Annotated in this window: 11 protein-coding genes; 5 read left to right on the top strand and 6 right to left on the bottom strand. The window is 41.9% G+C overall.

Features of this window, described 5'->3' with window-relative positions; translation table 11 throughout:
* Positions 1 to 11: 11 nt before the first annotated feature.
* The gene (locus tag GFH30_RS00755) at positions 12 to 662 is read right to left on the bottom strand and encodes a response regulator (protein ID WP_153373318.1); all 651 of its coding nucleotides are present in this window, start codon (positions 660 to 662) and stop codon (positions 12 to 14) included.
* Positions 663 to 1034: 372 nt separating this feature from the next.
* Here GFH30_RS00755 and msuE point away from each other — a divergent pair, with 372 nt between their 5' ends.
* The 4 genes from msuE to GFH30_RS00735 all read left to right on the top strand — a co-directional run bounded on the left by msuE (position 1035) and on the right by GFH30_RS00735 (position 5222).
* Positions 1035 to 1769 (top strand): FMN reductase, encoded by a 735-nt coding sequence (msuE, locus tag GFH30_RS00750; protein ID WP_153370236.1) that lies wholly within the window; start codon positions 1035 to 1037, stop codon positions 1767 to 1769.
* A 30-nt stretch (positions 1770 to 1799) separates the two neighbouring features.
* The gene (gene sfnG / locus GFH30_RS00745; protein ID WP_153370234.1) at positions 1800 to 2903 is read left to right on the top strand and encodes a dimethylsulfone monooxygenase SfnG; all 1104 of its coding nucleotides are present in this window, start codon (positions 1800 to 1802) and stop codon (positions 2901 to 2903) included.
* A gap of 137 nt (positions 2904 to 3040) precedes the next feature.
* Entirely contained in the window at positions 3041 to 3655 is a 615-nt protein-coding gene (locus tag GFH30_RS00740; protein ID WP_153370232.1) for a riboflavin synthase subunit alpha, read from the top strand.
* Positions 3656 to 3797: 142 nt separating this feature from the next.
* Positions 3798 to 5222, top strand: a complete 1425-nt coding sequence (locus GFH30_RS00735; protein WP_153370230.1) for a cryptochrome/photolyase family protein — start codon at positions 3798 to 3800, stop codon at positions 5220 to 5222.
* Positions 5223 to 5266: 44 nt separating this feature from the next.
* Here the strand turns inward: GFH30_RS00735 and GFH30_RS00730 are convergent, their stop codons facing one another.
* Both GFH30_RS00730 and acs read right to left on the bottom strand, forming a co-directional pair.
* Positions 5267 to 6448, bottom strand: a complete 1182-nt coding sequence (locus GFH30_RS00730) for an acyl-CoA dehydrogenase family protein (RefSeq protein ID WP_153370228.1) — start codon at positions 6446 to 6448, stop codon at positions 5267 to 5269.
* 139 nt (positions 6449 to 6587) lie between these two features.
* Positions 6588 to 8534, bottom strand: coding sequence for an acetate--CoA ligase (gene acs, locus GFH30_RS00725; protein WP_153370226.1), 1947 nt, complete (start codon positions 8532 to 8534; stop codon positions 6588 to 6590).
* Between the two features lie 261 nt (positions 8535 to 8795).
* On the opposite strand from acs, the gene GFH30_RS00720 reads away from it, so the two are divergent.
* Positions 8796 to 9773, top strand: coding sequence for a mechanosensitive ion channel family protein (locus GFH30_RS00720; RefSeq protein ID WP_153370224.1), 978 nt, complete (start codon positions 8796 to 8798; stop codon positions 9771 to 9773).
* Here the strand turns inward: GFH30_RS00720 and GFH30_RS00715 are convergent.
* The 3 genes from GFH30_RS00715 to GFH30_RS00705 form a co-directional block, all read right to left on the bottom strand.
* On the bottom strand, positions 9756 to 10469 hold the full coding sequence (locus tag GFH30_RS00715) for a 16S rRNA (uracil(1498)-N(3))-methyltransferase (protein WP_153370222.1): 714 nt from the start codon (positions 10467 to 10469) through the stop codon (positions 9756 to 9758). The two genes, GFH30_RS00720 and GFH30_RS00715, sit on opposite strands and share 18 nt — an antisense overlap.
* Positions 10470 to 10724: 255 nt before the next feature.
* Entirely contained in the window at positions 10725 to 12005 is a 1281-nt protein-coding gene (locus tag GFH30_RS00710) for a 3-deoxy-D-manno-octulosonic acid transferase (protein ID WP_171501012.1), read from the bottom strand.
* Positions 12006 to 12108: 103 nt separating this feature from the next.
* A complete protein-coding gene (locus GFH30_RS00705) occupies positions 12109 to 13176 on the bottom strand; it encodes an alkene reductase (RefSeq protein ID WP_153370218.1) in 1068 nt (355 codons plus the stop codon).
* Between the last annotated feature and the right edge of the window lie 2 nt (positions 13177 to 13178).

The raw sequence follows: 13178 nt of genomic DNA, 5'->3' as shown, positions 1-13178 counted from the left end.
TGATTGATAAATTAAATTTTCTTTTCTTCGATATTCAAAGCGCCAATCGCAAGTACCGCTTGCGTGCGGTTTTGTACACCCAACTTACGGAAAATTGCAGTAACGTGCGCTTTAATCGTTGCTTCAGACACTTCTAATTCATAAGCAATTTGTTTATTCAATAAACCTTCTGCCACCATCATCAGTACCCGGAACTGCTGCGGTGTCAGTGACTGAATGCGTTCAGCCAAAGCCGTTTCATCTGCTGCGCGTGGATCAAAGTTCATGTTGGCTGGGAAGGTTGGTGGTAACCAAATTTCGCCTTCAAGCACTTCACGAATCGCTTCACCAATATGACTTGGATGGGCTGATTTTGGAATATAGCCCATCGCACCATGTGCAATTGAACGCTGAATAATACTGGTTTCTTCATGCGCTGAAACCACAATAATCGGTAATGATGGATATTGTGCGCGTACATGCACCAAGGCTGAAAAACCTGAAGCACCGGGTAAATTCAAATCAAGTAGAACAAGATCCGGCTCTGGGCCTTTTTCTAGACGTTCGTAAAATTCATTAACTGCAGCAGTTTCATGAATTTGCGCTTGTGGCAGGCTGTAACGAACGGCTTGGATGAGGGCATGACGAAACAAGGGATGATCATCAACGATTAAAATATTCATAGGCAACATGAGAGATCTTGTGCACGGTAGCCCCTATTCTACCTACACAAATCAGTTTTAGCACACGCAACAGTGAACAAATTTTAAATTAATGTTCAGTTTGTCTTCATAAAGAAACACCGTTTAGGTATTTCGATAATTATTTAATTCTAATCACTTTTTCATATATGGCTTATTGGTTTTTTGCAAAGCTTATCACATTTCAATATAAACCTATTTTTCAAAGTATTAGCAAATATGATCAGGCTCAAATCCGACTCATTTAGTCATATATCAAAAATAGATAACTTTTATGCTTTTCCTTATTTTACGGCATAAGCTGAATTTGGATTAATAACAGCAATTGATACATTTTCTTTTTAGGTTACTGTTATGCCGAGCTCAAGTCTTCAAAAACCCCTCAATATTGTTGCTGTTTCAGGCGGTTTAAACAATCCATCAAAAACAGAAGCATTGGTTCAAGCCATTGTTGATGAACTCGGTGAAGCAACACCGATCAATGTCCATTTCATTAAATTTAGCGAAATTGGTCAGTTATTAGGTGGTGCGATTTACCGTAATCAATTGCCACAACGTGTACAAGATGACTTAGCCGCTGTTGAAGCTGCAGACGCGTTGATTGTTGGTACACCTGTATACCGTGCATCATTTACAGGTTTATTTAAACACTTCTTCGATTTTGTCGAACAAACAGCTTTAGTTGATGTGCCTGTGTTACTTGCCGCTTCTGGCGGTTCTGAACGTCATGCTTTAGTGCTTGAACATCAACTTCGTCCATTGTTCAGCTTCTTCCAAGCCCAAACACTCCCAATTGGTGTGTATGCAACAGATAAAGACTTCACGCCTGAATATACGATTCATAGTGAATTGCTACGTGACCGTATTACTTTGGCTGTGGCACGTGCGTTACCGATTCTTGAGTGGGCCCCTGCCAAAGGTCAACGCGCTGAAGTGGTCAAAGAAAAAACCATCCAAGCCAGCCAAAATTTAGGCATTAATAAACAAATTGAACAAGATGAGGTTTTACCCTCTGCGGCTGTGCCAAGTTTAGATGCTGCTGAAGCACGCATTCATCAAAAGAAATTACCAAAAACGCATGTAGCTTAATTCGAACGATTTAGGGAGAGGGTCAATCTCATGTCAAAAGATAATAATATTGTATTTGCGTATTGGGTACCCAATGTCAGCGGTGGCTTGGTGGTAAGTCAAATTGAGCAACGTACCGATTGGAGCTATGACTACAATGTCCGTTTGGCACAAACCGCAGAAAAAGCAGGTTTTGACTATGCCCTCACTCAAATTCGCTTTACCGCAGGTTATAACGCAGAAAACCAACATGAATCGGTCAGTTTTAGTCATGGGATTTTGGCAAAAACTGAACGTTTAAAAGTTATTGCTGCAATTTTACCAGGTCCTTGGAAACCAGCACTTGCGGCAAAACAATTGGCAACCATTGACCATTTAAGCAATGGACGTATTGCCATTAATGTGGTCAGCGGTTGGTTCCGCGGTGAATTCGATGCAATTGGTGAAGAATGGCCGGAACATGATGAGCGTTATGCCCGTTCTGAAGAATTTATTCGCAGTTTAAAAGGGGTTTGGACACAAGATAACTTTAGTTTTGATGGTAAATATTACCAATTTAAGGATTACACCTTAAGTCCAAAGCCGGTGCAAAAACCGCATATTGAGATTTTCCAAGGCGGCAGTTCGCGTGCTGCACGTGATATGGCATCTCGCGTATCAGATTGGTACTTCACCAATGGCAATACCCCGGAAGAGCTGAAAAAACAAATTGATGATATTCGCGAGAAAGCCAAAGCCAACAATCATCAAGTGAAGATTGGGGTCAATGCCTTTGTGATTGCGCGTGATACCGAAGAAGAAGCTCAAGCCGTTCTACAAGAAATCATCGATAAAGCGCATGTGGAAGCAGTCAATGCCTTCGGTGATGCCACACGCGAAGCAGGTGCGGCGTCCGTTGAAGGTGAAGGTAACTGGGCAAAATCGACCTTTGAAGATTTAGTTCAATACAATGATGGCTTCCGTACCAATCTTATTGGCACACCACAGCAAATTGCAGAACGTATTGTGGAACTTAAAAAAGTTGGTGTGGATTTGATTCTTTCAGGTTTCTTACACTTTATTGAAGAAGTTGAATATTTTGGCGAAAAAGTTTTGCCGTTGGTACGTGAACTTGAGGCAGAGCAGCAACTTCAGCTACAGGCTAAATCAGCTTAAGCGCAAATAATAACAATAATAATGTGTCATCTATTTCAACCCTCGGGGCTCGGCCTGAGGGTTTTTTTATGCAAATACAGTGGTCAGCGTGTTGAATGCTGCCTACAATCGAACATAGCTAAATAAGGAAAATGTCGATGTATACAGGTATTGTTCAAGGCTTAGAAAAAGTCGTTGAGATCAAAAAAGCGGATGGCTTTATTACTATTATCGTATCCAACCACAATCACTTTTTTAATGATGTATTTATTGGTGCAAGTGTTGCGATTAATGGCGTTTGCTTAACTGTTACCACGATTGATACTGAGCGCAATCAAATCCATTTTGATATTTCCGATGTGACGCTTGCCCTTACCACCTTAAAAGCACTTAAGGTCGGTGATGATGTCAATGTTGAACGCTCTGCCAAAGTTGGGAGTGAAAATGGCGGGCATAACTTATATGGACATATTGAAGGTACAGCAACCATCAAGACGCTTGAACGTCGCGGTGAAACCTTTCATATTGATTTGATCATTCCAAATGGCAATATTAAATACTTTTTCTTAAAAGGCTTTATCGGTCTAAATGGCTGTAGCTTGACCGTAAACCGTGTCGATCGTAGCACACAAGAAATTTCGATTGACTTGATTCCTGAAACACTACGTCTTACAACATGGAAAGATACCAAAGTCGGTGATGAAGTGAATTATGAAATCGATCAAACCACTCGAACGCTAGTAGATACTTTAGAGAATATTCATCAGCGTTAAACGCTAGAGGGCTTGTTCTGCATAAGAATGAACATTGCCTAGGCTTGATGGTCTAGGCAAATGCTTGGTTTAAATTTCGATACGATGTACAAGGCTTGCATCACTTACAATTGCAAATACCGCCTTGTTTAGAATCTCGACTATGCATCTGATTTGGTTTCGTAATGATCTGCGTATTTATGACCATACTGCGCTATGGCATGCAGCCCAATCTCAACAGTGTCTCGCTGTCGTCATTCTATCGCCTGAACAATGGCGACTTCATCAAGATGCAGCAGTTAAAATTGATTTTTATCTTAGACGTTTAAACCTGCTTAAAGCCCAACTTGAACAGTTGAATATTCCGCTCGTCATTCTTGAACAGGCATTGTGGCAGGATATTCTACAACGCCTCTTGGCACTTTGTGAGCAATTCAACGTTCGTCATGTCCATGCCAATATTGAAATAGGGATTCATGAACAACAGCGTGATCAAGCGGTAAGTGAAACCTTAACTGCGCACGAAATTGCGTTTGAACGCTATGAAGACCGTACGCTTTTTCCATTGGGCAGTATTCGAAATGGCAGTCATCAACCTTATCAAGTCTTTAGCGCTTTTAAGAAAAAGTGTTATGAACGCTTAATTGTGGATGTGCCTTCGATGTATCCTGAGCTTGAAGCACAAGCTCCACTTGATTTGGATATCTCGACATTTGAATTTGACCTTGATGCCTTTGCGAAGCGCTATCAATCTCAAAACTTACAAAAAATATGGTCGGTTGAAGATGCAGATATTCAACAGCGACTGCAACATTTTATTGAAGATCAGCTCGAATATTACAAAGCTGAACGAGATATTCCGAGTCTAGATGGTACGAGCCAAATGTCGCCCTATTTAAACATAGGGGCGATATCGATTCGCCAATGTATTCAGGCTCTGTTTGAGCAGCACAATGGCTACTTCCAAATCGATGATATTGGACAACAAACGTGGCTCGATGAATTATTATGGCGTGAGTTTTATCAACATACCTTGCATGATTTCCCCAAAGTCTCCAAACATCAGCCTTTTAAGGACAACACCAAGCATATTCAGTGGCGCGATGCCCCTAAGGACTTAGCAGCTTGGCAACAAGGACAGACGGGCATTCCAATTGTCGATGCAGGCATGCGTCAACTGCTGGCTACAGGTTGGATGCACAACCGCGTGCGTATGATTACAGCGATGTTCCTGACCAAGAACTTACTCATCGATTGGCGACTCGGCGAAGCATGGTTTATGCAACATCTGATTGATGGTGATTTAGCAGCGAATAATGGCGGCTGGCAATGGTGTGCGTCGACTGGTATGGATTCCGCTCCCTATTTTCGGATTTTCAATCCGGTGAGTCAGTCACAGCGCTTTGACCCCAATGGCGAATACATCAAAAAATGGCTGCCTGAATTGGCACATATTGATGCCAAAAGCATTCATGAGCCTTATGCGAAAAATCCTGATTTAAAAATCAATTATCCAAAACCGATTGTGGGTTTAAAAAGCTCACGGGCTCGTGCTATTGAGACCTTTAAAACCGCCAATTCAAAATAATCTGCAATAAAAAAGCCCTCAGTTGAGGGCATTTTATGACTTCATTAAGAATAGAAACTTGGATCAGGGACTTTGCCTGTCAGCACCCATTCACCAATTTCTTGATATTTATAATCCACAGGATCATGCAGCGTTTGGGTACGAACATTACGCCAGAAACGATCTAAATTAAGTTTAGCCGTGGTTGCACGCGCGCCCATGACTTGGAAAATATTTTGCGTAATGTAGAGTGATGTATTCGTCGATGCAATTTTAGCTGTTGCAATGGCAATAGACACTTCACCGCGTTGCTCAGCTGTTAAATCTGCACCAACATGCCATGCTTTTTGTAAAGTGTGAATGGCTTTATCCGCCAATAAGCGCACACTTTCAAGCTGCACATAAAACTCCGCAAAATGCTTTTGAGTAAAGGGATCATTCACTGCCTCTTCAGCCAAGGATTTTGACCATGCTTTTTGGCTTTGTACCGTTTGTTTCGCAACATCAAATGCACCTTCTGCAACCCCTAAGAACATATGGACAAAAATCAGCTGTGCAATCAAAGGACGTAAACTTGAATACGGTGTGCTTAAAGGACCCGGATTCAGTAATAACTCATTTTTAAGTACTTTGACCTGTTCAAAATGACTGGTACCGCTATCAGTTTGGCGTTGTCCCATATTGTTCCAATCGCCTAAGAAACTGACGCCTTCACGTTGTGTTGGAATCACGCCAATCAATAATTTTCCATCTTGATTGAACCCTGAACACAACAAAATATCCGAATCCATCGAGCCTGAGCAAAAGCTTTTATCCCCATGGAAAATATATTCAGTTTCCGAAATTTGCGTCGCGGTTGTGCGTTTATCTAGCGGGTTTAAGGTATTGCCCCAAAATAAATTTTCTTTCGCGCTTTGCTCAAACCATTTGCCGTATTGCTCTGCTTCTGAAAACAGTTGCACGGTGGCAATCAGTAAATGATGAAAACCATAGACATGCGCAAGTGAGCTATCTACGCGCGCAATGGTTTGAATGGTTTTGAAAATGGTTTGCCAATCTGCGCCCTGACCACCATATTCAGTCGGAATCGATAAACCAAGTAACCCACTTTCACGAATGAGATCACGCTCCGCCTTAGGATTACCACCTTGTTTATCGCGCGCAGCCGCAGTCTCGGCAAACTGTGCCGCTAATTGTTCTGCAATCTCGATCGGAGTGTGTTTTAAATGTGGTGATCGTGCATTCATTGTTGTTTAACCCATTTTCAGCAGGTTTTTAGCTTAACAGATCACTTTGCATTACTTTATGCAAAAGCATGCTGAGCTTATTCCACATATAAAAATACCGACCCTAAAGTCGGTATAAGTATATGGATTAATCCGCATCTTAACTGTTGTTACGTTTGACTTCCTCAATCAAGGCATCTACCACTTGCGGTTCAGCGAGGGTTGAAGTATCACCTAAACTATCGAGTTCATTGGCTGCAATTTTTCTTAAAATACGGCGCATGATTTTACCTGAACGGGTTTTCGGTAATGCTGGTGCCCAATGTAAAGCATCGGGTGTCGCAATCGGTCCTAGAATTTTACGTACCCAATGAATCAGTTCACGACGTAGTAAGTCGGTGCTTTCTACGCCTGCTTGTAAGGTCACAAAGGCGCAAATGCCCTGTCCTTTAATATCATGCGGCATACCAATCACCGCAGCTTCAGCAACAGATTCATGGGCGACTAAGGCACTTTCAATTTCAGCCGTTCCTAAACGATGCCCCGACACATTCAAGACATCATCGACGCGTCCGGTAATCCAGTAATAGCCATCTTTGTCACGTCGCGCGCCATCACCCGTGAAATACATCCCCGGATAGGTCGAGAAATAGGCTTCAATAAAACGTTCAGGATCACCCCAAATCGTGCGCATTTGTCCCGGCCAAGAATCTTTAATAATTAAATTCCCTTCAACCGCACCTTCAAGTTCGTTACCTTCTGCATCCACAATTGCAGGTTGGACGCCAAAGAAAGGACGCGTTGCTGAACCCGGTTTAAGATCCGTTGCACCCGGTAATGGGCTAATTAAAATGCCACCTGTCTCGGTTTGCCACCATGTATCGACTACAGGACAACGACTTTCGCCCACCACAGAGTAATACCAGTTCCATGCTTCTGGATTAATCGGTTCACCGACTGAGCCGAGTAGACGTAAACTACTCCGATCACTTTCACGCACAAAGGCGTCGCCTTCTCGCATCATGGCGCGAATGGCAGTCGGTGCTGTATATAAAATCGTGACATTATGTTTATCGACAATATGTCCGGTCCGCGCCCAAGTTGGATACTGTGGTACGCCCTCAAACATCACCGTGGTTGTACCATTGGAAAGCGGTCCATATAGCACATAAGAATGCCCAGTAATCCAACCCACATCAGCAGTACACCAAAATACATCGTCTTGCTTAATATCGAATACTTCACGGAAGGTCGAATTCACATAGGTTAAATAGCCGCCTGTAGTATGCAACACCCCTTTGGGTTTTCCTGTTGAGCCTGAGGTATACAAAATAAATAATGGATCTTCAGCATTCATGGGTTCAGGCGGACAGTCATCCGTAACGGTCATAATTTCCGTGTGATACCACAAATCGCGGTCTGGCTTCATTTCAATAGAATTACCCGTGCGATGTACTGTAATTACATGTTCAACGGATTCTGTTCCTGAAATTTTTAACGCGGCATCGACATTTTCTTTGAGTGGAATCGGCTTACCACCCCGCATACCTGAGTCAGCAGTAATGATCATTTTGGCTTGGCTATCTTCAATACGACTTGCCAGTGAGTCTGGTGAGAAACCACCAAACACCACACAATGCACTGCACCAATCCGGGCACAAGCGAGCATCGCAATGGCTGCTTCAGAGATCATTGGCATATACAGCACCACACGATCGCCTTTGCTAATGCCATATTTTTTTAGCACATTGGCGAAACGGCAGGTTTCATCATGTAATTCTGCAAAAGAAATAATTTTATGCCGCGAAGGATGATCCCCTTCCCAAATAATCGCAGGCTTATAAGGATGTTCTTTTAAATGACGATCTAAGCAGTTGGCGCTTAAGTTGAGCTGACCATCGGCAAACCATTCAATTTTAAAATTGTCTTTATTGAAGTTGCTATTTTTAACTTGGGTAAAGGGTTTTATCCAATCTAAACGCTGAGCTTGTTCCGCCCAAAAAGCTTCGGGGTCATCGATGGATTTTTGATAACGTTCAAAATATTCAGCGTCATTGGTTCGTGCTGTTTTTTTAAATTCTGCGGGTACTGGATAGATCTCTTTCATATTCTGATTCCTTGATCTTATCGCCTTTCATCTCGAAAGGTCGTGCTACATTTTTGATTTTTTATATCTGTATCATCGCAGTATGTACTGCTTATTTCAAATGCAACAATCATGCTTTCGTCGTAGATTATTTAAGCAATTTTGTTTTTTTATCACTCGAGATGCTGATAAGTGTTGCTGAAATGCACAAGGATGTGAAGTACGCTTATTTTTTTATACAATTTCAGGCAAAATATCTAAAATTTTACATTCGGAACTTACGTGGCTGAACAATCGAATGCTTTAAGCGATGTGACTGAAGGCACATCTCAGCTTTTGCATGACGCGACTGAAAAAACGGCACAAACTGTGCTCGAACACACTGCAAAATATAACGATGCTTACTCGACTGTTGATAAATTTATTGATGGTTTTTGGGAACGCTTACCGTATATTTGTATTGCGTTGGTGTTCTTTACCATCTTCTATTTCTTATCAAAACTCTTCAAATTCTTTGTGCGTAAAGCATTTGCAGAACGTAGCTATACCAAGCAAAACTTAGTACTTGTCTTAAATCGTGTCGGTAGTTCGGCGATTATTTTCCTTGGCTTTTTAATTGCCATGGTCATTGCGATTCCGGGCTTTACACCAGGGCAATTGATGAGTGCCTTGGGGATTGGTTCGGTTGCAATCGGTTTTGCGTTTAAAGATATTTTCCAGAACTTACTCTCTGGTATTCTGATTTTGCTCGGTGAACCGTTCAAAATTGGCGATGACATTGTGGTATCGGGCATGGAAGGTACGGTTGAAGATATTCAAATTCGTGCGACCTTCTTACGCTCACCTGATGGTAAACGTATCGTGATTCCAAATGCGACGGTTTATACCAGCCCTGTAACGGTTATTACAGCTTATACACGTCGTCGCTGTGAATTCGTGGTGGGTATTGGTTATGAAGATGATATTCAAAAAGCCAAAAATATCGTGTTGGCAATTTTAGATAAAGACCAGTCGATTTTAAGTCAGCCTGCCTTTAGCGTAAATGTCATTACTTTGGCTGATTTCTCAATCAACCTTAAAGTAATGTGGTGGGTGGATACCACTGAAATCACGACTTCTGGCTCAATTAGCACGGTACAAGAAGGTGTGATTCAAGCCTTTGCGGAACATAACATTTCGATTCCGTACCCTGTACAGGAAGTGAAAGTGTATCGTGGTGAACATGGCGAGCAAGCACAAGAATCAGCTCGCGCTAAATAATCGTCCTAAAACATAAGAAATTGCAGTTTCAGTACGAAGAATACGGTTGCCTAGGCTTACCCCTTGGCAGCCGTTTTTAATGAGTAAATCAATCTCATATGGAATAAACCCACCCTCAGGACCAATAATCACACTACAACCATGCTCAATCGCGTATGGCATTTTGGCATCCACATAAGGATGCGCCACATAAGCCGGATAATTTTCTGAAATCAATGTTGGCAGGACATCTTCAACAAAAGGTTTAAAGCGTTTATACAGCTCAATTTTAGGTGCAATGGTATCCCCTGCCTGTTCCAAGCCGAGCGTTATATATTGATCAAGTTGTTGTAGAAATGGGCTTTGCCAATAGCTTTTCTCCACGCGATAACTATGCAGTAAAATAATTTTTTCAACGCCGATGGTCACGGCATCCATAATTAAACGACGTAAAACCTTGGGGCGGGGTAAAGCCACAATCAAAGTCACGGGAAGTTTTTTCGGCACAGATTCTTCTTGGATGGACTGAATACGAATGACTTGATCGGTGATTTCAACAATTTGAGTTAGATAACGCTTCCCTTCACGAATACCGACTTTTAAGGTATCCCCGACTTGTACATCAACATGCTGACGTAAATGTTCAAGCTGACGTTTTGAGCTAATTGACCAAAGCTCAGATTCGGTTTGGCGAGGGTCTAAAAGGACAATATTCATAGCAATTTACTCAATTTATCCCGAGATAGAATCCGTGATAAGGTCATCCACAACTGTCTGAGTCAGAACTCTATTCGCATACTCATGTTTTTGCGATCAAAACAAATAAAAGACGCTATTACACGAGTTTTGTGGATGACAAATGGTTTTGTTACTTTTGCCGAAACAAAAGTAAAATAGGAGCTTCAAAAAGCTGCTTAATAATGCAATGACTCCGCCAATATCTATATGGATATTGGGGTACAAACATATAGGCTAAAGATACTGATCAATCACCTGAATATGCTTTTGCAGTGAACCTTGATTCTTCTGCATGATCACCTGTGCAGCCGCATTCAACCCTTGTGCTTTCGACTGGTTATCTAACACATCCATCATGACCTGAACTGCTTGATCGGCATCAGTCACGACTTCAACCGCATTGGCTGCAACAAACTCATCGACGATGGTTTGGAAGTTAAAATAGTTTTTGCCCAATAAGGTCGGCACATTGAGCGCAATCGGTTCTAATATATTATGTCCACCACCTGGTTCATTTAAAGAACCACCGACATAACACACCTGACTCAAACCATACCAAAGCCACATTTCACCCATCGAATCGGCTAAATACACTTGCGTATCAGTTTGAATACTTTGCCCTAAACTACGACGTTGTGTATCTAAGTCTAAAGCTTGCGCTGCTGCGAAAACTTCATCAAAACGTTCAGGATGGCGTGGTACGACAATACATAACAGCTTTGGATTCTTTTGCAAATGCGGCTTCAATGCGGCTAAGAGATCCTTTTCCTCAGGTGCATGAGTACTTGCCAATAAAATGACTTGTCGGCCTTGTAAGTCCCATTCTTGCTTTAATGAAGCTACACGTTCCACGAAGCTTTGCGGTGCCGTAATATCAAATTTGATATTTCCTAACACTTGCGTTTTTTGCGCGTTAATACCAAGTGTAATAAAACGTTGTTGCGTGGCCGTATCTTGCGCTAAAAGTTGATTTAAACCTGTCAGCATCGCTTTGGTTAAGCCCTTAACTTTGCCATAGCCTTTTGCAGATTTTTCAGACAATCGTGCATTCAGCAAAATACAAGGCACAGCAAAATTTTTGGCTTGATCAATCAAATTCGGCCAGAGCTCAGTTTCCATCAGCAGTAATAGTTTGGGCTGATACTTTTGATAAAAATCTTGAATTAAAGCGGTTTGATCGGCAGGTAAATACACCGCTTGGAATAGATCTAAATACGGTGCTTTTAAAAATAAGGACTTAGCACGAGCTTGCCCAGTTTTGGTGGTATTGGTCACTAAAACAGGCTGACCCAATTTTAAATAATGTTCGATTAACGGTTGTGCTGCATTGGTTTCACCCACTGAAACCACATGAAACCACATGGCATTTTTATTGTTAGGTGTTTGAAATGGACCAAAGCGCTCGAGCAGTTCTTGTTGTAATTGCTCAGGACTCTCCGCACGTTTACGGATACGTGATTGATATAAAGGTTTAATAAGCGTTAAAGCAGCGTTATACCAAAATGGAGTAGCCAAATGACACACCGAAATAGATTGAGTCGGCAAAATATAACAGAGCCACAGCGACATGTTAATCATTGTGACTCTGTTATTTAAAGATTCAGCTCAAATGCAAAATTTAAACTGTTTCAGATAAGGTCGGATAATCAATATATCCTTCAGGCACATTTGTCCCAATCATGTTCTCAAATTTAAGTTCATTTAAAGGTGCATCTTGGATGAGGCGTTCGTATAAATCAGGATTGGCGATATATGCTTTACCAAATGCTACAGCATCTGCTTTGCCTGTTTCGAGCAATTGAATTGCATCTTCACGGCTTAAACGCATATTGGCAATATACGGCACACCACCTGAACGTTGTTTTAGATATTCAGAGATGCTGTCATCGGCTAAATATTCACGCGTGAAGAAAAAGGCAATTTGACGCTTGCCCAACTGCTCCATCGCATATCCAAATGTTTCACGTGGATCATCGTCACCCATATCATGTTCATCGCCACGCGGTGCAAGGTGAACACCCACACGATCTGCACCCCAAACCTCAATCAGTTGATCAACCACTTCAAGTAAGAAACGTACACGGTTTTCAACTGAACCACCGTAAATGTCTGTACGTTTATTGGTTTTCGTTTGTAGGAACTGGTCAATTAAATAGCCATTTGCACCGTGCAATTCCACGCCATCAAAACCGGCTTGTTTCGCACGAATGGCAGCTTGTTTAAATTGTTCTATAATCTTTTGAATTTCTTCAATTTCAAGTGGTCGTGGAGCAACAAAATCACGCTTTGGACGCAATAAACTCACTTGTCCTGCTTGTTTTACATTACTCGCAGAAACAGGTGTCTCGCCATTTAACAATTCAGGGTCGGAAACACGACCGACATGCCATAACTGCGCAACGATCAGACCACCTTTATCGTGCACGGCTTGAGTGACAGTTTTCCAACCTTCAACTTGTGCATCGGTAAATAAACCCGGTGTATTGCGATAGCCATTGGCTTCTTCTGAAATAACGGTGGCTTCAGAAATGATCAGACCTGAACTTGCCCGTTGTGCATAGTATTCTGCCATGATGGCTGTAGGTACACGCTCAGCTGTGGCACGACTACGTGTGAGGGGTGCCATAATGACACGATTTTTAAGTGCTAAAGCACCAAGTTTTAAAGGGGTATTTAGTTCAGCCATCG

This window comes from Acinetobacter wanghuae (genome assembly GCF_009557235.1).
Classification (GTDB): domain Bacteria; phylum Pseudomonadota; class Gammaproteobacteria; order Pseudomonadales; family Moraxellaceae; genus Acinetobacter; species Acinetobacter wanghuae.
This window is presented reverse-complemented; position numbering and strand designations above follow the sequence as displayed.

What these genes read in the sequence shown, in the direction of transcription:
- GFH30_RS00755 (WP_153373318.1), bottom strand. Translation starts at nt 662, where the DNA reads ATGAATATTTTAATCGTTGATGATCATCCCTTGTTTCGTCATGCCCTC.
- msuE (WP_153370236.1), top strand. Translation starts at nt 1,035, where the DNA reads ATGCCGAGCTCAAGTCTTCAAAAACCCCTCAATATTGTTGCTGTTTCA.
- sfnG (WP_153370234.1), top strand. Translation starts at nt 1,800, where the DNA reads ATGTCAAAAGATAATAATATTGTATTTGCGTATTGGGTACCCAATGTC.
- GFH30_RS00740 (WP_153370232.1), top strand. Translation starts at nt 3,041, where the DNA reads ATGTATACAGGTATTGTTCAAGGCTTAGAAAAAGTCGTTGAGATCAAA.
- GFH30_RS00735 (WP_153370230.1), top strand. Translation starts at nt 3,798, where the DNA reads ATGCATCTGATTTGGTTTCGTAATGATCTGCGTATTTATGACCATACT.
- GFH30_RS00730 (WP_153370228.1), bottom strand. Translation starts at nt 6,448, where the DNA reads ATGAATGCACGATCACCACATTTAAAACACACTCCGATCGAGATTGCA.
- acs (WP_153370226.1), bottom strand. Translation starts at nt 8,534, where the DNA reads ATGAAAGAGATCTATCCAGTACCCGCAGAATTTAAAAAAACAGCACGA.
- GFH30_RS00715 (WP_153370222.1), bottom strand. Translation starts at nt 10,469, where the DNA reads ATGAATATTGTCCTTTTAGACCCTCGCCAAACCGAATCTGAGCTTTGG.
- GFH30_RS00705 (WP_153370218.1), bottom strand. Translation starts at nt 13,176, where the DNA reads ATGGCTGAACTAAATACCCCTTTAAAACTTGGTGCTTTAGCACTTAAA.